The following is a 23012-nucleotide window of genomic DNA, read 5'->3' as shown; positions in this document are numbered from 1 at the left end:
TTAAGAAAACACTATCCATGAAAAAATTGGCTTTCATTTTTTGTACCGTTCTGGTATCCGCTTGCGGAAGTTATAACTCCATCGACAACTTTTACAAGGCCCATAAAAATGATGCGCAGGTAACAGCCATCAGAGTGCCCAAATTCATGTTCTCGTTGATCGGGGAAATTTCACCAGAGATGAAATCGATGGTCGGCAACACCAAAGATTTGCGTTACATGCAATTCCCCAGTGCTACAGATGCACAATCCCGTTTTCTGAACAACCAGATGAACAATTTCACTTCAAACTCTTTTATCGAAGTTTTTAGAAAGAATGATGAGCTCAAACGCAATGTTGTCGCCCTCAGGGAAAAACGTGATGTTGTAAAAGAGATATTGATTTACAACAATGACAACCTCAAAGGTTCGTTTCTGTATTTCAGTGGCAACTTTGACCCCCAAAAAGTGCGTGAGCTGGCCAAAAGCAACGAATTTCAAAATTTTTCTGAGGGATTCGTACCGCAGTTCAACTTACAAACACCAGGTATCAACGAGTAACGGCCAAAGCCTTCTCGCGTATGATCTCTGCCACAGGCCTGTTTTGCAAATGGCTTTCCAACCATGAAAGAATATCGAGGTACAAAAATGCTCGCTTTTCATACGGGTGGTCTTCATAAACCTTGAGCCTGTCGTAAAGCTTTTGGAATTCATTCCGCAATTCATTGGGATAAATATCACCCAATCCCCTTAAAAACTTAATCATCTCTTTTTGAACCGCATGCAAATCGTTCATCTTGAGCAAAAACTTGTACGTGCTCTTCAATTGTACCTCAAGATGGTAATCCATGCCCGCTTCATAATGTGCAACCAAATTCAAAACCCGGGCAAAGCACATCAAGTCTTCGCGCATCTTTAACTGTTTATTCTCAATGATTTTTTTGAGATAGACGATACAGTTCTTGTGGTCGCCATTGCCAAAATAAAGACAAGCAATCTTGTAATAAAGCAACATGACATGGTGCTGGTCAATACGGCCTGCATGCTTTTTGATGCCATATTCAACGATATTGACCAAATAGAGGCCTTTTTGAAAAGTGCCTTCTAAAAAATGATGGTTCAGTTTGTTCGAATTGAGGTACAGAAAAGCCAATGAAGCGATGTTGTCATTGCTCGGAAAGGATTTGTCACTGACAATAACCTCCAGCTTTTCAAGGGTATCCTTGAATTGCGAACTGTATCTGACTAAAAAGAGCGACTCGAGCAGGTAATGGTTTCCCTTTAAAAAGAACACAGGGTTGAGTCTGATCATCTCCTCATATTCGTAGAAAAGGTCGACCCATTTGCTGGCATATTTATAGGATGACAAAAAATCTTGGGTGAGAAAGCTGTACCAAAGCTGTGCCTTGTACAGCCACAATTTTTCACGGAAACCCAGTGCTTCCAAATCATACTTTGGAAGGTGTTTTTCAAAATACCGCTGTACCCGTACCAAATCTTCATCATTTCGCACATAGCCCACCTTGAGCATCATGCTGTACAATTGCAACGACAGATTGCTCAACTTGCTGGCTATCAGGTTTTGGGCCGAGAGTTCCTTCGCCTGAACGGCCAGTTCGTCTGCTCGGTCAGGTATACTGCGGGTAATGTACTGGGTCTCGATGATTTTTTCGAGCTCAACAATCTCGTAGGCCACATTTTTTTCTTCATGCTCAATGGCCATATTCTTGGCCTTGTCCAGAATCTTGAGGCTTTGTTTGTACAACCCTTTTTGATATAAAATAGTGGCAAAATCTAGCTGCTCACGAATCTGGATGCGTATGTTTTGATTGACGGGATTCAGTCTGAGGCTCACCAAAATCTGTTTGTAAAGGTGTGCCTTTAAATTTGAAAGTTGTGATTTTTTTACAATGCCACTTTCAAGAATCGATGCTTCATTGTATGTCCGCATCTTGTCCAAATGGTTGAACAATGCTAAAAACTTTGCATCAGAGTTTGTTCCCAAACGGCCAACATACAATTTAAACTGTCGTTTCTCTGATTTTGAAAGAGACTTTACAAGAATAAAGAGCGCATCTCTTTGGGCATTCGTCATCGTAAAAAATATTCTTTATCGTTCTGTTTTACAGCAATTTAAACTTTCCGAAAAACGATTAAGCGTTGTAATGGTTCTTCTGTAAAAATACTGTGTCACGTTCACCTTCTTATTTTCGTATAGTTTAGCTAATACCACTGAAACTAATGAGTAAAGATAAGGTACAAATTTTTGATACCACGCTTAGAGATGGCGAACAAGTACCCGGCTGCAAGTTGGATACCAAGCAAAAATTGATCATTGCCGAACGGTTGGATGAACTTGGCGTTGATGTCATTGAAGCTGGATTTCCCATTTCAAGCCCCGGTGACTTTAAATCTGTTCAAGAAATATCGCAATTGGTCAAAAATGCCACAGTTTGTGGGTTGACCCGTTCTGTAAAAAAGGATATTGAGGTCGCCGCGGAAGCTATCAGAGATGCTAAAAGACCGAGAATCCACACGGGCATCGGCACTTCAGAATCGCATATCAAACACAAGTTCAAGTCAAATCAAGAAGACATTCTCAAAAGGGCGGTCGAGGCCGTGACCTATGCCAAGAACTTTGTTGACGATGTGGAATTTTATGCCGAGGATGCCGGCCGTACCGATAATGCATACCTGGCCAGTGTCTGTGAGGCCGTAATAAAGGCAGGTGCGACCGTTTTGAACATTCCTGATACTACCGGATATTGTTTACCAGAAGAATATGGTGCAAAAATGAAATACCTCAAAGAACATGTAAAAGGTATCGAAAAAGCCACGCTATCGTGCCATTGCCATAATGATTTAGGGCTTGCCACCGCAAACTCGATTGCGGGTGTCATCAATGGGGCACGACAAATTGAATGTACCATCAACGGCATTGGCGAACGTGCCGGAAACACCTCTTTGGAAGAAGTGGTCATGATCTTGAGGCAGCACCCTGACCTGAATTTAGACACCAACATCAATAGCAAATTGTTGTTTGATACCAGTAGGATGGTCTCTGAGAAAATGGGCATGGTCGTACAGCCCAATAAGGCCATCGTCGGCTCGAACGCCTTTGCACATAGCTCTGGCATTCATCAAGACGGTGTCATCAAAAACCGGGAAACCTATGAAATCATTGACCCCGTTGATGTGGGTGTCAATGAATCTTCAATTGTCTTGACAGCGCGAAGTGGTCGTGCGGCACTCGCCTATCGGGCCAAGAATGTAGGCTACGAATTGACCAAGGTACAGTTGGACGAAGTCTACCAGAACTTCTTGCGATTTGCAGATGTGAAAAAGGAAATCGTAGATGAAGACATTCATCAAATTGTTGAAACCAGTAATATTGATTTGAAAAGCTTGGCGTAGTTGGTAAAGGCCCTGACCAAGTAAACTTTGAAAAACCTACCCTGTCAGCAACTCTTGAACTGTTTTGTGGAATTCTCTTTTGAAACTTTCATGTTTCTCGCCCGTGGCCGGGCCGTTAAACCCTGTATGTATTTTTTTGACCTTTCCGGCTTTATTGATATAAATCGTGGTCGGGTACGACAGCACATGGTTCAAGGCTGGTAGCTTCTCGTTGGCCTTTATCTTGTTCGATGTGCCGTACTGGGCCAACAGTATTGGGTAAGGTACGTCAATTCTTTCCTTCAGACGTTTGATGCCCTCGAAAGCCTTCTCTTCGGTTTTGGCATACTCAAACGCCAGTGCGACTATTTTCAAATCCTCATTGGGATTCTTCTTCAGATAATCCACATAAAATTTGGTCTCATCCAGACAGTTCGGGCACCAAGTGCCCATGATCTGTACCAATACTACCTTGTCTTTGTATTCCCCATCTTTTAAACCGACCATTTGCCCATCAGCATTCGGGAATGAAAACTCGAACGAGTCATAACCCTCATTCAGGTAGGTCAATGTATTGGCATCGGGCAGTTCAAAGTCAGCATTGCGGTTGGCCCTAAATTTTTCTACGGAATGGTTGCCCGAGTAAAACGCACCCTCTAAAGTGCTATCAGAAACTTTGGCGGTGAACAAAAAAGCATGGGCGCCGTCAAATGTTGAAAGTTTTAAAGAATCACCTTCGACGACACCTTCTAAATAACGATAATCTCCTGTTTTGGTCCTGAAGGTGCCCATCACCTTGTTTCCCTCTTGCTCAAATATTCCTTTTGCAGCATAAGGAGCATCGGTATCGTAATCAAAATAGGTCTCCCAAACGCCAGAAACATCGACCGAGGCATCCTGATTGGTGCTGAATCGTGGTAAATCTCCTGGCCTTGCAGAAAAAGGAACAATACGGTTAAGGCTTTCTTTAATGAAATCCCCGGTAATCACATCCGCAGAAAAAATTCCCGCAATATATCCTTCAAAAACAGGCATTTGAATTAAGATAGAATCCCCTTTGGTTTCAATCTCATCCACAGTGATTACTTCATCCGCATTATACATTTTAATGACTGGGGTATCATTAAGGTAACTTAGGGTGAAATTGAATGGTAGCACCTCAGTATCAGAGACCTGTAATTGCCCCAGCCAGTCACCCTCAACAAGTTTTGGAGAGTCCTGCCCTTTCTGCTTGCAAGAAAACAACACTGAAAGAACAACAATAAAGAAGAACGTTTTTTGCATGTGTGAATATTTCTTCAAGTATATCGAAAAATTGTTCCACTCCTTACGTTATCCATAAAATCTTTATCCTGAACTCATTCATTGAATGTCACAGGGCAAAGTTTTATATTTGCGGACTTTTAAAACTAACTGATGAAGATTTCGTACAACTGGTTGAAACAGTTCATAGAGCTGGATTGGGATGCCCATAAGATAGGAGAGCTACTCACAGATTTAGGCCTTGAAGTTGAGGGAATCTCATCGTTTGAATCCGTCAAAGGTGGGCTTGATGGCATTGTTGTCGGTGAGGTGCTGGAATGCGAGAAACACCCCAATGCAGACCGGCTCAAACTCACAAAAGTTACTATTGGCCAAAACGACCCCGTACAGATAGTCTGTGGCGCACCCAATGTTGAAAAGGGCCAGAAAGTTCCCGTGGCCACCATTGGAACAACACTTTACACACCCGAAGGCGAAGCCTGGAAAATCAAGAAAGGAAAAATTAGAGGGGAAGAAAGCCATGGTATGATCTGTGCCGAAGACGAACTCGGTCTCGGCGATGACCATGATGGCATCATGGTGCTCGATGAACACCTCAAGCCGGGAACGCCATGCAGCGAAATCTTCGAAATAGAACTTGACCAAGTGTTCGAAATCGGATTGACACCCAACCGATCAGATGCCATGAGTCATTTTGGGGTGGCGCGTGATTTGAGAGCCGGCCTTGAACAACATGAAGTCTTTAAAAAAGTAAATACCCCGTCAACGAGTAATTTTTCTGTTGACAATCGCTCATTGAAAATTGATGTAGAGGTTGAAGACAACACTTTGGCGCCACGGTACTGTGGTGTGACCATCAGTAATATCTTGGTTCAAGACTCACCTTTTTGGCTGCAAAATCGTTTGAAGGCCATTGGCCTTTCACCCATCAACAATGTGGTGGATGTCACCAACTATGTGATGCACGAACTCGGGCAGCCTCTACACGCTTTCGATGCAGCCAAAATAAAGGGCAACCAAGTAGTTGTCAAAACACTTGCAAAAGATTCAAAATTCATTACGTTGGATGGCGTCGAGCGCACGCTTGATGAAGAAGACCTCATGATCTGTGACAGTGAAAAACCCATGTGCATCGCCGGCGTTTTTGGGGGAATCAATTCAGGGGTGACCGAAAATACGACTTCCGTCTTTTTAGAGAGTGCCTATTTCAATCCCGTTTCGGTGAGAAAGACGGCAAAACGGCATGGGCTCAATACCGATGCGTCATTTCGATTTGAGCGCGGTATAGACATCGATCTCACCGATTATGCATTAAAACGGGCCGCGCAGTTGATCAAAGAGATTGCCGGTGGGGAGATCAGCTCTGACCTTGTTGATGTATATCCGAACAAAAAAGAAGATATTCAGGTTTTTTTGACTTTTGAAAAGGTAAACAAACTCGTCGGTGAAGAAATTCCCAAAGACAGCATCAAAAGTATATTGGCCTCTCTTGAGATCAAAGTGGTCAGCGTGACCGAATCAGGCCTTGGGCTCATCATACCCTCTTACCGTGCTGATGTGTTGCGTGAGGTGGATGTCATTGAGGAAATTTTAAGGATCTACGGCTACAACAAAATAACGTTCAACGAAAAGTTTACCACTTCAATCGCGGTCACTTCGAAGATTGAAAATCACAAACTGCAGTCTATACTGGGCGACCTTTTGGCGTCCAGAAGTTTTTATGAGATCATGACCAATAGCCTGGTATCACAAGGGTCAAATGCGATTGGTGGTGCAACAGAAGTAGCACAGGTGGCAATGCTCAATCCGTTAAGTGCCGATTTGGCGGTCATGCGTACTTCAATGTTGTCTTCAGGATTGGAAAGCATTGTGCACAACCTTAACCGGAAACAGCAAAACCTAAAGCTTTTTGAATTTGGAAAGGTTTACAATGATGACAAAAAAGGCTTTAAAGAAAACGAACATCTATGCCTTTGGATAACGGGCAATGTCACTGAGGATTCATGGTCTGCTGCTACCCAACCCACAGGGTTTTTCTATTTGAAGGGCATTGTCAATACTTGTTTGGAACGTATCGGACTGAACAGTTTGGAAGAAAAAACGGTTTCTAACCCAATATTTTCTGAGGGGCTGTCCTTGAAACAGAACAACAATCAACTGGTTGAATTTGGGGTGATCAAAAATGCTGTTCTCAAGGAATTTGATATCGAATCAGAGGTATTCTATGCAGACTTTGATTGGGAAGCCATTTTGAAATCCATCAAAGAGGAAACGGTCAAGTTCACAGAAATTCCCAAATTTCCTGAAGTGAAAAGAGATTTGGCCCTACTGGTAGACGAAAACGTTCAATTCAAAGACCTACATGACCTTGCGCTCAAGACAGAAAAAAAATTATTGAAAAAAGTTTCGCTGTTTGATGTCTATACGGGCAAAAACCTTCCAAAAGGAAAAAAATCGTATGCCTTGAGCTTTGCCCTGCTGGATACATCAAAGACCCTCACTGACAAAAAAATCGACGCCATCATGGGAAAGCTTCAAGATGCCTTCAAAAAAGAATTCGGGGCAGAGCTTCGTTAAAAGTCTAGATGCGGCTTGGTAAGATGACCCTGTCTATTTGATGAATGAATCCGTGGGATTGCTCCAAGTCGGCAACCGTAATTCGGGCAGAGTTTCCTGTGTTGTCGGTCAATAAAATGTCCGAGCCTGTAAATGAGACCCTGATTTTGGTACCCTGTACTGTGGTCAACGTCGTTCTTCCGCCTCCTCTGCAAAGGGCCTTTAGAATTTTAGAAGCACTCCATTTACCTTTGATGATGTGATATTTCAACAATGATTTCAGTTGCATCTGATCTTCTGAATTCAATAGTGCACGCATTTTGGCACTTGAAACGTTGTCGAAGGCTTTGTTGGATGGAACAAATATGGTGTATGCTTCTTCCTCATTCAACAAACAGTCCAATTCAGCTGCTTTCAAGACTTTGAAAAAGGTTTGGTGATCTACATTTTCATCAAAATCATTGTTCGCATTCGCAAAGACATTGACACGGTCATAGACCGATGCAGGAGCAGCGACCAGACTTTGGGTTTGTGAATGTGCAGTTGAGACAAAAGCAAGGAATACCAAGGTAACGTAGGGAAACAGATTTGGGGAACTCATAAGTGTTCAGGTGTATTAATAATTATTTCAAAAAGCACTTGCCGCCACCCTATCGACGAAATGCACAAAAACATCGACAAGATAACATTTCTGCCTTATTAGCCACGTTAAGAGAACTGACGGTTCATAGAATTTAACAAAAAATTAACGTTTTTGTACTTTGCATCACCCTGTATCTTAAAAGTGCAAATGATTAATTTTGGAAAAAAGGCTAAAATTATCTGTCATGCTATTGAAAAAGACGAATATTGAGACCCGTTTGCGTACATCCAAAAAGAAGCACGGGAATCTGGATTTGTTGGCCCAAGTGCAACAAATTCTAGAGGAAGACCAAAAAAAGGAAGATCGAATCATCAACACCTTGTCAGGTTCAAAATCCTCAGAACCCTTTAATCATTTTATCTTCGAACATCTGGATAATGAAAACATTTTTCACATCGAGCAAATCAAGACCATCTGCATCGACTACAGACTTCGTTTTTTGGATTCCAAATATTTTAAGGGTGAAATACCGAGAAAGGCCATTGAAAAAATAAAGGCGTTGGAAAAGCTTCACGACACCGAATTGAAAGGCTTTAAAGTCATGGCGCCATCAAAACTTTTCAAGCTTGCCGATAAGGATGACCCATTACTCTTTGCTCCCATAGGTAACGACTATTTTTACCTAATACATAAATGGGGCAACGATTTGCATCCACTACGGAAACTTTTGGTCTGGCCTTTCAAGAGCATTGTCAACTTGACCCTGTTCACACTTTTGATCAGTTATTTTTGCACTTTACTGGTGCCTTCAGGATTATTTTCAAAATCAGGAGCAGCCTCAGAGTTTTGGATCATTTACTTTTTTATGTTCAAGTGTATTGCCTCGGTAGTTATTTTCTATGGATTTGCACTGGGGAAAAATTTTAATCCCGCCATCTGGAAAAGTAAATATTTCAACGCTTAAGCTAATCGGGCTAAACTGGCTGGGCATACATTTTTTCCCGCTGCTCACGAATTGCTTTGTCAGACATATACTCTTCAAAACTAAGGTAACGGTCGACCACGCCTCTCGGTGTCAGCTCAATGATTCTGTTCGCTACGGTATGAACAAATTCATGATCGTGGGTGGTCAACAACACATTGCCCTTAAAGTTTTTAAGCGAGTTGTTGAATGCTGTGATACTCTCTAAATCGAGATGGTTTGTGGGTTCATCCAACAACAGTACGTTGGCCCTGAGCATCATCATACGACTCAGCATACAGCGAACCTTTTCTCCACCCGAAAGCACAGTACACTTTTTTAGGGCTTCCTCGCCGCTAAAAAGCATTTTACCCAAGAATCCTCGAATGTAGACCTCTTCACGCTCTTCTTCCGTTTTTGCCCATTGGCGAAGCCAATCCACTAAATTGATATCTTTTGTGAAGAATTCAGAATTATCAGCGGGCAAATAGGATTGTGTCGTGGTCACCCCCCATTGAAAACTACCGGAGCTGGGCTTTTTGTTGCCCATGATGATTTCGTAGAATGCGGTCGATGCCCGTGAATCTTTTGAGATGATGGCAACCTTGTCCCCCTTGGCCAGGTTGATGTTCACATTTTCAAAAAGCAGCTCTCCTTCATCGGTTGTCGCTGCCAATGCGTCAATATTTAAAATTTGGTCACCCGCCTCGCGCTCGCGTTCAAAAATAATGGCAGGATACCTTCTGCTGGAAGGTTTAATGTCATCGACCTTGAGTTTTTCCAACATTTTCTTGCGTGAGGTCGCTTGTTTGCTTTTGGCCACATTGGCACTGAACCGCTGAATGAATTCTTGCAATTCCTTTGCTTTTTCTTCAGCCTTCTTGTTCTGTTGTGCGCGCTGTCTTGCGGCCAATTGGCTACTCTCGTACCAAAAGGTGTAATTGCCAGAGTAGAGGTTGATTTTTCCGAAATCAATATCGGCGATATGGGTGCAGACCGCATCAAGAAAATGTCGGTCGTGCGAAACAACAATAACAGTATTGTCATAGTTGGCCAGAAAACTTTCCAGCCAGTTGATGGTGTAGTAGTCCAAGTCATTGGTAGGCTCATCCATGATCAACACATCAGGATTGCCAAAAAGTGCCTGTGCAAGCAGCACACGTACCTTCAATTTGGCATCCATATCTGCCATTGTGGTATAATGCAGCTCTTCTGTGATGCCCAAGTTGGACAAAAGGGCGGCGGCATCACTCTCGGCATTCCAGCCGTTCATTTCTTCAAACTGTACCTGTAGTTCCCCTATTTTTTCAGCATTTGCATCAGAATAATCGGCGTACAATGCATCAATTTCCTTCTTGATTTTGAACAATGGCTCATTGCCCATGACCACGGTTTCGAGTGTGGTGAAATCATCGTAAGCATTATGGTTTTGCTCAAGAATTGACATTCGCTTCTCAGGCTCGAGATGTACATGGCCTGAAGTGGCATCCATCTGGCCGGATAAAATCCGTAAGAACGTTGATTTTCCTGCGCCATTGGCTCCAATGATACCATAACAGTTACCTTGGGTAAATGATACATTTACCTCGTCGAACAAAACTCTTTTTCCAAATTGGACAGATAAATTGGAAACTGACAGCATAGCTTTTAAAATTTTTGCAAAAATAGCTAAAAATAGCCCCTTCAGCCAATTGAATTTTACTGAAAAAACAGCGTAAAAAATCGTTTCACAACATTTAACCTACTATTAACAAGTCTGATATTGCGCTATTGTTAGCTTTGTTTGATGATTGAATGGATGGTGCATATGACAAAACTACTACTCGCACTACTTTTACTTTTTACCTTTTCATGTGGCAAAAATGATACTGCCCCACAAGCGGTCTATTTCGGCGGAGAAATCGTTAATCCAACCAGCGACCATGTTGTATTGTATAGAAATGACGCAGTTGTCGACTCTGCCAAGTTGGATGAAAACCATCGCTTTTCTTTCAATCTGAACAATATAGAAGAGGGCCTCTACCACTTTGATCACAAGCCGGAGCTACAATACATCTACTTAGAGGACAACGATAGCGTCTTGATTCGTTTGAACACTGTTGATTTTGATGAATCCCTTGTTTTTTCAGGTGAGGGAAGCGAAATCAACAACTTCTTGATTGAAATGTTTTTGGCTTTTGAAAATGAGCGTCCGCTTATTTACAAATATTATAAGTTAGATCCCGAAGTGTTTTCGGCAAAGGTCGATTCGCTCAGGAACGATAAATTGACCCTTTTGGAAGAACTCAAGGCTGATGGAAATCTTTCAGAAAAAGCGCTTGAGATTGCCAAGGCGTCCATTGATTACAATTCTTTCATCTACAAAGAAAAATATCCTTTCTACCACAAAAAAAGAACGGGCGAGAAGGCCATACATCTTTCTGAAAATTTTTACAACTACCGCACAGAGATTGATTTGAACAATGTGAATCTGGCTTATTTCAAGCCGTATTACGATTTCATGCTGTACCATTTGGGCAATGTCGCTTACATGACCTGCAAAAAAAATTGTGGAACCCATGTTGGCAAGCACGATAACTTGCTTCATTTTAATCGTCACAAGCTAAAACTTGTGGATAGTTTGGTGGTAAAAGAAGAGTTGCGCGATATACTCTTTAGAAACATTGCCATGAATTACTTGTTGAAAGAACACCAAACCAATGATGAAAGCCAAAAATTCATTGATGAGTTCTGCAAGCTTTCAAAAAGTGACGAGCACAAAGAAGAAATCAACTATCTATACAAAGGAATCAAACGCTTGCAACCGAACAGTGAACTTCCAAATTTGATAGTGCTTGACACGGCAGGGCGCAACATCTCTTTACAGGAAATCGCTGAAAACCAAAAAACGGTCTTCTATTTCTGGACGGGCTCCCAAAAGATGCATTTCAACAAAATTATCAATAGGGTTGCCCATTTAAAAGACAAACATTCGGAATATCAATTTGTAGGCATCAACATACGTACCTCTGAAGACCAGTGGATGCTCATGATGAAGACAGCCGGGCTAGACCCCTCAAAACAATACCGATCTGATGAGTTCGGCGAAATGCAACATGCCCTCGTCATTGATGGCCTTGACAAATGCGTCATCGCGAAAGATAAAGAGGTGATCGATGGGTTCGCCAATCTTTATCACTCCTTCTAATTCTGTATTCTATTATTTTACGAATTGCCCTTTTTGTAGTCAGCCAAGAACTTTTCGAGCCCAATGTCCGTCAAGGGATGTTTTAAAAGGCCTTCGATAGCTGAGAGCGGTCCGGTCATGACATCGGCCCCGATTTTCGCACAATCGATAACATGCATGGTATGCCTGATGGAAGCTGCCAAAATCTGGGTTTCATAACCATAGTTGTCATAAATGTGGCGAATCTCAGAAATAAGGTTGAGTCCATCGGTGGAAATATCATCCAAACGACCTATAAATGGAGATACATACGTAGCACCTGCCTTAGCGGCCAAAATGGCCTGGCCCGGTGAAAATACCAAGGTACAGTTGGTCTTTATGCCGTTATCAGAAAAATACTTCAACGCTTTTACACCTTCTTTGATCATGGGCACCTTCACAACGATTTGGCCGTGCAGTTCTGCCAATTCTTCACCTTCTTTCACAATGCCGTCAAAATCTGTGGATACCACTTCAGCAGAAACATCGCCATCTACAATGGTACAGATGTCAACGTAATGTTTCATGATGTTGTCCTTACCCGTGATGCCCTCTTTGGCCATTAACGATGGATTTGTGGTCACACCATCCAACACCCCCAATTGCTGGGCTTCCCTGATTTGGTCTAAGTTTGCGGTATCAATAAAAAATTTCATTTTTCCTTGTTTTTTGAATGTGTTTTAAAACTACAACTTATAATGGTTCAACAATAGCTTTTCATAAACTTTATCGGGCAAAATTCGCTTTAACAAAAGTGATATTTTTTGGGTGAATGCACCCACGGGATAATTCACTTTCGGACGACTCTTTTTGATAATGGCATATACCTTTTCGGCAACCTTGACAGGGTCTTCGCCGGCATCGACATCATCGTTTATCGAATTCAATGCTTTTTGATAGTTGGTTCGGTAAGGAGAATCTTCTTTTATCGGAGCGTGGTACCTTCCGGAAGCAATATTGGTGGCGAAATCACCGGGTGCCACATTGGTGACCTGAACACCAGAATCTTTGGTTTCCATGCGCATGGTTTCGGTGACCAACGCCAAAGCCCCTTTTGTCGCAGAATAAATTCCACGAAAGGGCAAGCCCATGTGACCCGCAATTGAAGTGATGTTGATGATGAGCCCTTGTCCCTGCTTTCGCATTTGCGGCAATACGGCCTTCATCACGCGAATCGGGCCATTGAAGTTGGTGTCAAAAGCTTTAAGGATTTCTTCATCGGGAGTTTCCTCAATGGGACCCGTAATGCCCACCCCAGCATTGTTTATCAAGACATCAAGCCGTTTTTCTTTCTCGAGGATTTCAGATACGGCCCTCTCTATTGATTCTGGCTTGGTAACGTCCAACGACAGCAAGGTGAAGTCATTGAATTCTGGGTAACGGTCAGGGTTTCGTGCAGTACCATAAACCTTCATTCCCTTTTGGGAAAGATAGGTGCCAATAGCCTTGCCAATACCTGAAGAACCGCCCGTTATGAGAACAACTTTATCGCTCATCGTTTCACCGCAAAGAAAGTAATTAATTAAGGGTTCTCAAAAGACTAAAAAGCAAACCACCAAAGACGAACCTACTTGGCATCGAAATGAAACAAAATTTAGATTTAGACACAAGCACCGGAGCACTATAAATCTCGATTATCGCGTCAATTTTGGGCACAAAAAAAGGCAAGCTACCTACATCGCACCGCTACGACCGCATACCCTTGCTGTGTTCCCACCCTGGGGGATTCTGCAGGAGCTGGTCGTGTAGGACTTGCCAATTGCAAATATACGACCTTTTAAATTTGCCGCAATCCCATGACATTCTTAATTTCGGAATCAATATGATAAAATTGGTGACGACTATGGTGAAATCAATATGCAGCCTACTTTTGTTGGGTTTCTTTTTAGGATGCGGTGGAGAAAAAGACCCCTCAAAGTTCTTTGACATTCAATTGGAAGGGCGAAAAAACCAATTTCAACAAAACCAATCTGTAGGGGTGGCCCTAAAGAATAAAAAAGACCTGCAAATTGGTGATGTGACCTATTCCATTGATGGAAAGACCCTTCCGCTCGATGGAAACAAAATCAAGTTGGATGTAGAACGCCTGGGCAACAAAAAACTTACCGCCAGTTTTGACCTAGAGGGCAATCCCATAGAAATCACCAAAAAAATAAAGGTATTGGCTGCAACCCCGCCCCAAGTGTATACCTACGAGGTGTTGAACACCTATCCCCATAATCCATCCGATTATACACAAGGGCTTGAGTTTAATGGCCAGACCCTTTATGAAAGTACGGGAAAGAAAGGAGCATCCAAAGTCAAAAAACTTAATTACGAAACAGGCGAAGTGCTTCAAGAAATTGAAATTGACAACTCTGTTTTCGGCGAGGGCATCACCATCTTGAACGACAAACTGTACCATCTTACTTGGCAAAGTGGTATCGGGTACGTATATGATGCTTCAAATCTGAACCGACTCGAAAGTTTCACGTATGGCCAGAGCAAAGAAGGTTGGGGGCTGTGCAACAACGGTGAAGTGCTCTATAAAAGTGATGGTACAGAAAAGATATGGATGCTCGACCCCAATACCTTGACAGAGCAAGGCTTTATTGAAACGGTCACCAACAAATCAATTTTCAACAAGGCCAATGAACTGGAATATGTTGATGGTAAAATCTATGCCAATGTGTACCAAAAAGAAAGCATGATGATTATTGATGCCGCAACAGGTGCCATTGAGGGGGTCATCAATTTCGGCGGTCTCAAGAACAATGTCTCAAAAGGTGGTGCCGATTGGGATGATGTCAACTCTGTTCTGAACGGTGTGGCCTACAATAAAGAACGGGGCACTTTTTTTGTGACAGGAAAGAATTGGGACAAACTTTTTGAGGTCACCATTAAGAAAAAATAGTGCCCAGCAACTTTACCAAAAATATAGCGGTTACCTACAAAGACCTTGACGAGCTCAACCATGTCAACAATATCCGTTACATCGAATGGATTCAAGAAATTTCAAGGGAACATTGGCAAAAGGTCAGCAAAAAACAATTTGACCATGCGTTTCTTTGGGTTGTTCGCAAACATGATATCACCTATCATCATGCCGCCCAAGAGAATGATAATTTGCTCGTTTCGACCCATATTGCGCTTTTTCATGGGCCTATTTCAAAAAGAATAGTCGAAATCAAAAACAATAAAACGGGGCAACTTTTGGTTAGGTCAATAACGGATTGGTGTCTGGTCGATAAAGTGGACCTGAGACCAAAGAGAATTCCAGAATCCATGTCAAGTCTATTTGAATAACATGCATCGCATTTATACATACCTATGGGTCGCCGCCTGCCTCATCATGGTCATCACGGCCTCGTGCAGAAAAGACTTTGATTATCCGCAGAGTTCTGGGCAATTACAATTTTCAAAAGACACCGTTTTTTTAGATACCGTATTTACCAACATTGGCAGCAGCACCTATACCTTAAAGGTTTACAACAGCAGTAGTGACGATGTTCAAATCCCTTTTATCGGGCTGAAAAATGGGCTTGAAAGTGGCTACCGATTGAATGTGGATGGGCTACCGGGCAAAGAATTTAGCGACATTCCCATTTTGGCGAAAGACAGTCTGTTTGTTTTTATAGAAACGACCTTTGGCATTACCACAGTTGGTGACAATGAATTTTTGTACACCGATGCCATTCAATTTGGCACTGAAGCCACCCGGCAAGAAGTGCAGCTGGTCACGTTGGTCAAAGATGCTGTTTTTCTGTATCCAAGAACCTTGTCAAACGGTATGAAAGAAACGCTCCTGCTCGGATTTGATGAAGAGGGAAATGAAATCAGAATCGAAGGTTTTTTTCTTGAGGATGCCGAACTGAATTTCTCCAACGAAAAGCCCTACGTGGTTTATGGTTATGCAGCGGTCGCTGAAGATAGGGCCCTGACCATTGATGCGGGCGCACGTATCCATTTTCACAAAGATTCTGGCATCATCGTGACTTCAGGAGGTTCACTGAACGCCAACGGGTCATTGAGTGAAGACCAAGAACTGTCAGAAAATGAAATCATTTTTGAGGGTGACCGATTGGAACCTGATTTTTCAGAAGTACCCGGCCAATGGGGCACTATTTGGTTGGCTGAGGGAAGCAGAGCTAATTCCCTTGACTATGTGACCATCAAAAATGCCACAGTCGGCGTATTGGTCGATGGCAGTCCAGAAGCTTCACCCCCTACCCTAACGTTGCGAAATTCGAAAATACAAAACAGCTCCAGTGTCAACCTCTGGGGAAGAAACACCAGTATAGAGGCCCAAAATCTAGTGGCTGGCAGTGCGGGAGAAATTTCGGTGTACTGCAATCTCGGTGGAAATTATGATTTTAAACACGCCACCATTGCCAATTATTGGAACGATGGGTTTAGAAGTGGCCCTAGCCTGCTCATCGATAATTTTGTCGAGACTGCATCAACTATCGAATCAATGGACTTGGAGCGTGCGAATTTTGCCAATTGCATCATTTACGGTAACAGGTCCGTCGAGCTGCAGCTCGCAGACAATGGGTCAAAAGCATTTGATTTCAACTTCAAAAATTGTCTGATTCGCTTTGAGGATTCAAACGGCACTTTTGACGGAAATCCATTATACGATTTTGAAAATCCAATTTTGTACGAGAATTTGTTAGTTAATGGGCGGCCAGGGTTCTCAAATCCCTTTGCTGGTGATTTCAGTTTAACTACTGAATCGGAGGCTATTGATAATGGTGATGTACAAACGGCATTAGAAGTTCCTTTGGATATTTTTGGCAATGACCGGACCCTGTCTCCCGACTTGGGTGTTTTTGAGTTTTTTCCAAATAACTAGACTTTTTTTTGCAAGAAAGTAAGAAAATCCTTAACAAATCGCCTAAAACTGTGTAAAAACCACAGTTTTTTTAAGGTTAAGCTATAATGGTATTTCGCTGGCTATCACTAACTTGCAAGCAATCTACTTGGGTATGGATTATTCATTCATCATAATCGATTCTAACGCCACCTCATGCCTACAATTGCAATTGATGCTCAAGGATTATGGTGACTTCTCATCGTATGGTACCGCAAGAGATTCACAGGATGGGCTGAACCAAATCATGAAGTTTCTTCCCGACGTTGTACTGGTCAATCTTGATGGCCAACCAGCATCCTATTTTCTTATGATGACAGAGTTGCACCGGTATCTCGATGAAGTTCCACTGTTTATTGCGTTCTCTAAATCAAAAGAGCATGCCTATGACGCCCTCAAATATGGGTTCTTTGACTACTGGCTGTTGCCCCATGATGAAATGGAGATTCGAAAGACCATATTCAAACTGAGAAAATTAAATCCAAAAACCGATATCCCGGTCACACTTTGTCTAAAATCGTACCGAGATTATCATTATATAAATACCAAGGATATTCTGTACCTAAAGGCGGACAACAATGCCACCGATTTCTTTATGAAAGATGGCAGTACCATCAGTGCGTTCAAAACCTTGAAAACTTTTGAGAGCCAATTGCCCCATAACTTTATACGCATTCACCAAAGCTATATCTTGAATGCTGACTACGTATCACGTATCAACTACGGTAAGGCGACCTGCACACTAAAAGTGGATGAAAACCGTTTACCTTTCTCGAAAACGTACCTAGACCGCATAGATACCTTAAAGCAAATCCTCTCCAAAAACGCCGTTCAGGCCACTTGAGACACTAATTCTAGCAGACTCCCTGTACATACTAGCAAACCAAGTATAGGCACTAACTTTTTATGCTTTTTTTAGCAATCGCCCTGACCCTGCATATCTTGCTTGTAAGAAATTACTTAACTAATTACATTTTAACACTTTAAACGAGACACAAAGATGAAAAAGACACTTGCAATTATGGCCGTATTGGTATTTGGAATGGGAATGATTTCTTGCGAGGCAGACACTAGCGTTGAAGATACGGAAGCCCTTTTTGAAACCTTGGATACGGATGCTACGGATGGTGACGTCACTGAATCAGAGGAAAGAGATGGCGGCAGCTAAGTCTTATACAAAACAACTTATGAAGCCTCAAACTAGTTAGTTTGGGGCTTTTTTGTATCTTCAAAGTAGGATTTTACTGAATGACCTTGAAAAACCACATGCAAAAACTATTTTTTTTGTTGGCATTATCCTGCTTAATTTTTAGTTGTCAAAACAAAAATTCCAGCCCAAGAACTTCTGCTTCCACCTCAAAAGACAGTATTTCTATATGGCTTTCTGAAGCCAGAGATAACAGCAACTCTAAAGAAAAAAAAAGGGAATTGTTGGACAAAATTTTACGTAAAAGCGAGACTTTAAATTCAGATACGACCCGTACCAAGTTATTTTCAAAAGTTTCCTTGGCATATAAAAGAATTGGGGATTCCACTAAATTCAAAAAAGTTAATGCGGATTTGCGCAACATTGCCAGTGAAATTGGTGATTACCAATCCTTAGGGGAAGCTTATTGGGATCTAGGAAATTATTATAAATACGCCCAACCCGACAGTGCCTACTTCTACTATAAGGAAGCTTATGACAATTTTTTTAAGGCCGATTTATCAGAAGGTGCCAAGGAGTATCCCGGCCGTATGCTCTATGCTATGGCTAAAGTGAAGGATAGAAACCGGGACTATGTGGGGGCTGAAAAACACGCCGTAGATGCGATAAATTTTTATAAAGAAAAAAACATCAATAGCCGATTATTTTCTACATATACTTTTCTTGCAACAACTCAGAATGGGTTGAACAATTTTGAAAAAGCAATTCAATACCATAAGCTGGCTAGAGACTATATTAAATATCGACCAAAAGAATCCCAATCGTTAGATAGTATTTATAATAATGTGAATATTGCAAATACCTATTCTCGAAATGATCATTATTCAAAAAGTTCTAAGGTTTATGAAGAAATTCTTGCTGATGATAGCTTACAAACGAAAGACTCCAGAACCTATGGAAAAGTCTTGGCCAGTTTAGCATATAACAAATTAAAGAGCGGCGATACCGATTATGATAATATGGCCAACCTTATTGATAAGTCCACAAAGGTGTTGGATAGTCTGGGCGACACCTACCACCAGGCCCGTAACCAAGAGTTTCTGGCCGAGTTGATGATTGCTCGGCATGACACGGCCAAAGCCGTTCAAGCTGCATCAGAAGCCAAAGAAATCGCACAACAAACCAACAATAACGATAGATTGTTGAGCAGCGTGCAATTGTTGACCAAAATTGACAGGCCCAACAGTGCCCAACACGCACAGTACTATTTTGCACTAAGCGATTCGCTGCAAACCCAAGAACGGAACATACGCGATAAATTTGCCCGTATCGAAATGGAGACCGACGAGGTCATACAAGAAAATGAGGCCTTGGCCCGCCAGAAAAAAATATGGGCGGGCATTGCCTTTGGCCTTATGCTTATGGCCATAGCGACCTATATCATCATCACGCAGCGTGCGCACAACCAACGCCTGCGCTTTGAGCAGAGCCAACAAGAGGCCAACCAAGAGATTTATGGTCTTATGTTGAACCAACAGGGCAAACTGCAAGAAGGCAAGCAGTTGGAGCAAAAACGCATCTCTGAAGAACTGCACGATGGTATTTTGGGTCAAATGTTGGGCATCAGGTTGATTCTGAGCGGTCTGAACGAAAGGGATGACGAAGCCGCCATTGCCCAAAGAGCAGAGCTTATTGAAAAATTGCAAGAGCTTGAAGAAGAGATACGTACAATATCACATGAATTGAACGATGCTTCTTACCAAAAAATTCATAACTTTATTCTAGCAATCGAAGATTTGGTCAAAACCATTGGGGAATCCTCAGGTATCCAGAACAGTTTCTCTTATGAGAAAAATGAAGATTGGGATGCGCTACAGGGTGAACTTAAGATAAATATGTACCGAATTGTACAAGAGTGCCTACAAAACTGTGTAAAACATGCCCAATGTGAAAATGTGACCGTAAATTTGGGCACTGAATCAAAATTATTGGAATTGACCATCGCAGACGATGGCAAAGGTTTTGATGTAAAAAAGGCCAAAAAAGGAATTGGCCTGAAAAATATCACATCAAGGGTCGATAAATTGTCTGGAACATTGCTAATAGAAAGTTCAAAAGGCAATGGCACGACGGTCAGAATAAAAATCCCGAAAGAACAAAAACGGAATAACAGCATAGAAGAAAGAAAGAATGCTAGCAGAAAACTTCAAGAGGCCTGATTCGTCAGATGACCCAAATCAAATGAAAAATACACTGCGCATCTTGGCAATCGATGATCATGAAATGACCATCTTGGGATACAAATTCATACTTGAGGGTCTATCCCTTGATGAGTTTGATATCATTGTTGATACCGCCAAGACCTATTATGATGGTAAGGAAAAAATTGAAGCTTCGGTAAATTACTTTGCGTACGATATCATCTTTTTAGATGTACAATTGTTTCCACCGGAAGCCCAAGAATCAAAAAGTGGTGAAGACTTGGGTATTCTTGCCAGAAAAGTGGTGCCAGAATCAAAGATTGTGTTCATGTCATCGTTCAGCGATAGTTATAGAATCAACAGTATCTTAAAATCCGTTGACCCAGATGGCTATTTGGTCAAGAACGATATTGACCCCAAAACGCTTGAAGATGCAGTTGTCACCGTAGCGACGAATCCGCCCTATTATTCTGCCAAAGCTTTGGCGGCAATTCGCAAAAGAATGTCAAGCAACTTTGCATTAGATGAAAAAGACAAGAAGATATTGTATCACTTATCCGTCGGCACGAGAACCAAAGATTTGGAAAATTTCATCAAGCTTTCCCCCTCCTCCATTGAAAGTAGAAAACGTCAATTGAAGTCGCTTTTTGGCATTGAAAACAAAAACGATTTAGCCCTAATCGCAGCTGCGAAAGAGAAAGGGTTTCTTTGAGCTCACATATCAGAAAGTAAAAATATTCCTACTTTTAACAAAACTTTAACATTTTTCAAAGGCGGTTTCTATGAAAACCTTTGAAAATCTAAGGTTTTTGTGTAATCCCGTGATTTTTTCTTGAAGTAACTTTATGTGTTAATGAGTTCCTCCCAAAAATTGATTATGTCAAACCGCAATCCAATTCTTCAAAGACAGTTTTCTGGTGACGAGAAAAAGACACCTAAAGCCGTTGTTGATTTTAGAAAAGACCTCGATAGGTTCTTTTTTGGAGATTCTACTATTGCCTGCATACGAAATGAATTTGGCCAAGTAACAGAATTGGTTGTTTCCATTTCTTGCAATTTTGGAATCACCGAAAGCCTACATCACTTAAACAGAGGTGATTGGGGCGGATTTGTACGTGACCGTCAATATCGCTCACAATTTGACAGGTCATTATTGGCCTTACGGAAAAAGTGTTCTCTTGAAATTGATATTTCAGAGTTCACTATAAATTTTCTGGATACCTCTATTATCATCTCCAAGATATACCCCAATAGCATTCCCGATTATTTGGATGCCATCTTGAATGCCGTGAGCCTCAACTTTGTGCATTTCACCAAAGCGATGACCGAAATGCCATACGAGATTTTTGTTCCCGTGTTTATTGAAGAAATGAATGTGCCAAAACTCGAGAAGCTCCGAAACCAAAATTTGGATATGCCGAGAAGCTATTTTGATTTTTGGGGACTTTATTTCTCTTCCAACCAAAACAACGAGGCCACTGTCTACGATGTCAATGAGAAGAAAATCATAGAAGGCGATTTTCTATTGCTTGATTTTTAAAATTCCAAAACATCACGGATTGAACAACGGCCTGTCTTGCATCAGTTCGTTCACCTTTCTTTTGATTGATTTGATTTTAGTTTCATCTTCAGAGGATATCAAAATCTCATCGATATAACCGACAATGGTTTCCATATCATCTTCTTTTAGGCCCCTGGTCGTAATGGCCGGGGTACCCAAACGTATTCCCGAAGTAATAAAAGGGGATTGGTCATCAAACGGAACCATGTTCTTATTGGCGGTAATGTCGCCATTTTCCAACGCTTTTTCAGCATCTTTGCCCGTGATGTTTTTATTCCGCAGGTCAATGAGCATCATGTGATTGTCGGTACCGTCTGAAATGACATTGTATCCCCTATCCACAAACGCTTGCGCCATGCTTTCCGCATTTTTCTTGACTTGAACGATGTAATGGAGAAAATCATCTGAAAGAGCCTCCCCGAAGGCAACCGCTTTGGCAGCAATGATGTGTTCTAAAGGTCCACCTTGGTTGCCAGGAAATACGGCCAAATCCAAAAGGCCAGACATTTTTCTCAAATTGCCGTTTTTAAGACGTATCCCAAAGGGATTTTCAAAATTATCCCCCATCAATATCAATCCGCCCCTTGGCCCGCGCAATGTTTTGTGCGTGGTCGTGGTGACGATATGGCAATGGGGAATGGGGTCGTTCATCACACCTTTTGCAATCAAGCCAGCAGGATGCGAAATATCGGCCAAAAGCAGCGCACCGACACTATCCGCTATCTCACGGAATCGTTCAAAATCCATATCCCGCGAATAGGCAGAAGCCCCGGCAATAATCATTTTGGGCTTTTCCTTCTCCGCGATCTGTTGGATGTTATCATAGTCCAAACGTCCAGATTCCCTTTCCACGCCATAAAAAACAGGGTTGTACAATCTGCCCGAAAAGTTTACCGGTGATCCATGCGTCAAATGGCCGCCATGGGCCAAATCAAAGCCCAAGATGGTATCACCAGGCTGTAAACAGGCATGGTACACCGAAGCGTTGGCCTGAGAGCCCGAGTGGGGCTGCACATTGGCATAGACTGCTCCAAAAAGCTCTTTGGCACGGTCAATGGCCAATTGCTCAACTTCATCCACAACTTCGCAACCGCCGTAATATCGCTTTCCGGGATAGCCTTCAGCATACTTATTGGTCAAAACCGATCCTGCGGCCTCCATCACCTGTGGACTTGTGAAATTCTCTGAGGCTATCAGTTCTATACCGTTCGTCTGGCGTTCCCGCTCTTTTTCAATCAATTCAAAAATACGCGTGTCTCTTTGCATTTCAATTGTGGATTAGAACCGCAAAAATACGATATCAGCACCATTC

The 23012-nt window shown here is 42.0% G+C and carries 20 protein-coding genes and 1 other RNA gene; 13 read left to right on the top strand and 8 right to left on the bottom strand.

The window, feature by feature from the left end; genetic code table 11:
• The first annotated feature begins 17 nt into the window (after positions 1 to 17).
• Positions 18 to 539 (top strand): DUF4252 domain-containing protein, encoded by a 522-nt coding sequence (locus tag AAAH86_RS03610; protein WP_343486135.1) that lies wholly within the window; start codon positions 18 to 20, stop codon positions 537 to 539.
• Here the strand turns inward: AAAH86_RS03610 and AAAH86_RS03605 are convergent.
• Complete coding sequence (locus AAAH86_RS03605) at positions 529 to 2073, bottom strand: hypothetical protein (protein ID WP_343486134.1); 1545 nt, start codon at positions 2071 to 2073, stop codon at positions 529 to 531. The two genes, AAAH86_RS03610 and AAAH86_RS03605, sit on opposite strands and share 11 nt — an antisense overlap.
• A 146-nt stretch (positions 2074 to 2219) precedes the next feature.
• Between AAAH86_RS03605 and AAAH86_RS03600 the strand changes: the two genes are divergently transcribed.
• Positions 2220 to 3392, top strand: coding sequence for a 2-isopropylmalate synthase (locus tag AAAH86_RS03600; RefSeq protein WP_343486133.1), 1173 nt, complete (start codon positions 2220 to 2222; stop codon positions 3390 to 3392).
• Positions 3393 to 3428: 36 nt separating this feature from the next.
• Here the strand turns inward: AAAH86_RS03600 and AAAH86_RS03595 are convergent, their stop codons facing one another.
• A complete protein-coding gene (locus tag AAAH86_RS03595) occupies positions 3429 to 4655 on the bottom strand; it encodes a TlpA disulfide reductase family protein (protein ID WP_343486132.1) in 1227 nt (408 codons plus the stop codon).
• A 132-nt stretch (positions 4656 to 4787) separates the two neighbouring features.
• Here AAAH86_RS03595 and pheT point away from each other — a divergent pair, with 132 nt between their 5' ends.
• Complete coding sequence (gene pheT, locus AAAH86_RS03590; protein WP_343486131.1) at positions 4788 to 7211, top strand: phenylalanine--tRNA ligase subunit beta; 2424 nt, start codon at positions 4788 to 4790, stop codon at positions 7209 to 7211.
• 4 nt (positions 7212 to 7215) lie between these two features.
• On the opposite strand, the gene AAAH86_RS03585 is transcribed toward pheT, so the two are convergent.
• The gene (locus AAAH86_RS03585; RefSeq protein ID WP_343486130.1) at positions 7216 to 7791 is read right to left on the bottom strand and encodes a fasciclin domain-containing protein; all 576 of its coding nucleotides are present in this window, start codon (positions 7789 to 7791) and stop codon (positions 7216 to 7218) included.
• 226 nt (positions 7792 to 8017) lie between these two features.
• Here AAAH86_RS03585 and AAAH86_RS03580 point away from each other — a divergent pair, with 226 nt between their 5' ends.
• On the top strand, positions 8018 to 8737 hold the full coding sequence (locus AAAH86_RS03580) for a hypothetical protein (RefSeq protein WP_343486129.1): 720 nt from the start codon (positions 8018 to 8020) through the stop codon (positions 8735 to 8737).
• Between the two features lie 10 nt (positions 8738 to 8747).
• Here the strand turns inward: AAAH86_RS03580 and AAAH86_RS03575 are convergent, their stop codons facing one another.
• Positions 8748 to 10376, bottom strand: a complete 1629-nt coding sequence (locus AAAH86_RS03575; protein WP_343486128.1) for an ATP-binding cassette domain-containing protein — start codon at positions 10374 to 10376, stop codon at positions 8748 to 8750.
• 165 nt (positions 10377 to 10541) lie between these two features.
• Here AAAH86_RS03575 and AAAH86_RS03570 point away from each other — a divergent pair, with 165 nt between their 5' ends.
• Positions 10542 to 11921: a transaldolase gene (locus AAAH86_RS03570; protein WP_343486127.1), complete on the top strand. Its 1380-nt coding sequence runs from the start codon at positions 10542 to 10544 to the stop codon at positions 11919 to 11921.
• Between the two features lie 17 nt (positions 11922 to 11938).
• Here AAAH86_RS03570 and fsa read toward each other — a convergent pair whose 3' ends face one another.
• The 3 genes from fsa to ffs form a co-directional block, all read right to left on the bottom strand.
• Positions 11939 to 12595: a fructose-6-phosphate aldolase gene (gene fsa, locus AAAH86_RS03565; protein WP_343486126.1), complete on the bottom strand. Its 657-nt coding sequence runs from the start codon at positions 12593 to 12595 to the stop codon at positions 11939 to 11941.
• A 30-nt stretch (positions 12596 to 12625) separates the two neighbouring features.
• A complete protein-coding gene (locus tag AAAH86_RS03560; RefSeq protein ID WP_343486125.1) occupies positions 12626 to 13435 on the bottom strand; it encodes an SDR family oxidoreductase in 810 nt (269 codons plus the stop codon).
• Positions 13436 to 13598: 163 nt separating this feature from the next.
• Positions 13599 to 13697, bottom strand: an RNA gene (gene ffs / locus AAAH86_RS03555) — signal recognition particle sRNA small type.
• Between the two features lie 85 nt (positions 13698 to 13782).
• Between ffs and AAAH86_RS03550 the strand changes: the two genes are divergently transcribed.
• The 8 genes from AAAH86_RS03550 to AAAH86_RS03515 all read left to right on the top strand — a co-directional run bounded on the left by AAAH86_RS03550 (position 13783) and on the right by AAAH86_RS03515 (position 21679).
• Positions 13783 to 14832 (top strand): glutaminyl-peptide cyclotransferase, encoded by a 1050-nt coding sequence (locus AAAH86_RS03550; RefSeq protein ID WP_343486124.1) that lies wholly within the window; start codon positions 13783 to 13785, stop codon positions 14830 to 14832.
• Positions 14832 to 15224 carry an acyl-CoA thioesterase gene (locus tag AAAH86_RS03545; RefSeq protein ID WP_343486123.1) on the top strand — a complete coding sequence of 131 codons (393 nt, stop codon included), beginning with the start codon at positions 14832 to 14834 and terminating at the stop codon, positions 15222 to 15224. The genes AAAH86_RS03550 and AAAH86_RS03545 overlap by 1 nt, the downstream gene beginning before the upstream one ends.
• Position 15225: 1 nt before the next feature.
• Positions 15226 to 16773 carry a hypothetical protein gene (locus tag AAAH86_RS03540; RefSeq protein WP_343486122.1) on the top strand — a complete coding sequence of 516 codons (1548 nt, stop codon included), beginning with the start codon at positions 15226 to 15228 and terminating at the stop codon, positions 16771 to 16773.
• A gap of 133 nt (positions 16774 to 16906) precedes the next feature.
• The gene (locus AAAH86_RS03535; RefSeq protein ID WP_343486121.1) at positions 16907 to 17635 is read left to right on the top strand and encodes a LytTR family transcriptional regulator DNA-binding domain-containing protein; all 729 of its coding nucleotides are present in this window, start codon (positions 16907 to 16909) and stop codon (positions 17633 to 17635) included.
• Positions 17636 to 17791: 156 nt separating this feature from the next.
• Complete coding sequence (locus AAAH86_RS03530; RefSeq protein WP_343486120.1) at positions 17792 to 17959, top strand: hypothetical protein; 168 nt, start codon at positions 17792 to 17794, stop codon at positions 17957 to 17959.
• Between the two features lie 263 nt (positions 17960 to 18222).
• Positions 18223 to 20157 (top strand): sensor histidine kinase, encoded by a 1935-nt coding sequence (locus tag AAAH86_RS03525; RefSeq protein WP_343486119.1) that lies wholly within the window; start codon positions 18223 to 18225, stop codon positions 20155 to 20157.
• A gap of 22 nt (positions 20158 to 20179) precedes the next feature.
• Positions 20180 to 20851 (top strand): histidine kinase, encoded by a 672-nt coding sequence (locus AAAH86_RS03520; protein WP_343486118.1) that lies wholly within the window; start codon positions 20180 to 20182, stop codon positions 20849 to 20851.
• 165 nt (positions 20852 to 21016) lie between these two features.
• Positions 21017 to 21679, top strand: a complete 663-nt coding sequence (locus tag AAAH86_RS03515) for a hypothetical protein (RefSeq protein ID WP_343486117.1) — start codon at positions 21017 to 21019, stop codon at positions 21677 to 21679.
• Positions 21680 to 21691: 12 nt separating this feature from the next.
• Here the strand turns inward: AAAH86_RS03515 and glyA are convergent, their stop codons facing one another.
• Positions 21692 to 22966 carry a serine hydroxymethyltransferase gene (gene glyA / locus AAAH86_RS03510; protein ID WP_343486116.1) on the bottom strand — a complete coding sequence of 425 codons (1275 nt, stop codon included), beginning with the start codon at positions 22964 to 22966 and terminating at the stop codon, positions 21692 to 21694.
• Between the last annotated feature and the right edge of the window lie 46 nt (positions 22967 to 23012).

This window comes from Allomuricauda sp. d1, assembly GCF_039592695.1.
Classification (GTDB): Bacteria; Bacteroidota; Bacteroidia; order Flavobacteriales; family Flavobacteriaceae; genus Flagellimonas_A.
The sequence above is the reverse complement of the archived record's forward strand: the minus strand, read 5'-3'. Positions and strand labels throughout refer to the sequence as shown.